The organism is Parendozoicomonas verongulae (assembly GCF_009711465.1).
Classification (GTDB): Bacteria; Pseudomonadota; Gammaproteobacteria; order Pseudomonadales; family Endozoicomonadaceae; genus Sansalvadorimonas; species Sansalvadorimonas verongulae.
In genome coordinates this window covers 532-1,256 of the sequence record NZ_SMME01000620.1, presented here as the reverse complement: position 1 = coordinate 1,256, position 725 = coordinate 532, and the positions used below count along the sequence as shown (strand labels likewise).

Annotated in this window: 1 protein-coding gene; it reads right to left on the bottom strand. The window is 55.4% G+C overall.

The window, feature by feature from the left end; translation table 11 throughout:
* On the bottom strand, nt 1–535 hold a 535-nt coding region (locus E1189_RS23075; protein WP_196221042.1), incomplete at its 3' end, for a hypothetical protein.
* Nucleotides 536–725: the final 190 nt, after the last annotated feature.

The following is a 725-nucleotide window of genomic DNA, read 5'->3' as shown; positions in this document are numbered from 1 at the left end:
CCGGTGCAAAGGGAAGCAGAACACCACCTGTCTCTGCGGTGCTACCTTCGATACGGTCAACCGGCTTAAATCTCACCGCCGGGGCAGTAGAGATGCCCGGTGCAAGTGGAAGAACATCACCTGCTCCTGTGGCTCCACCTTCGATACGGACACTCTGCTTAATGCTCACCGCCTGAGCAGCAGCGATGCCCGGTGCATTGGGAAGCGAAACACCACCTGCCCATGCGGCGCCAGCTTCAATACGGCCAACCAGCTTAAATCTCACCGACGGGGCAGCAGCGACACCTGTTGCAAGGGACAGTGGAATAGCACCTGCCTCTGTGGCTCCACCTTCGATACGGTCAGCCTGCTTGATTCTCACCGCCAGAGCAGTAAAGACGCTCAGTGCAGAGGGAAGCGGAACACCACCTGCCTCTGCGGTATCACCTTCGATTCGGTCAACCAGCTTAAAACCCACCGCCAGGGCAGCAGCAATGCCCGGTGCAAGGGAAGGCAGAATACCACCTGTCCCTGCGGCCTCATCTGCTACGGTCAACCTGCTTAACTCTCACCGTCAGAGCAGCAGCGACGTCCGGTGCAAGAGACAGCGAATCCAAAAGAACTTACTCATTGACTAGCCTTTCATGCTTGGGTTGAATCAGATGTTATGCTCGTTGCAAAGGCTAATGAATGCTTCATATCTTTGGCTTATCCTGACCGTTGCACCCGTTATTGTTGTTGATGCA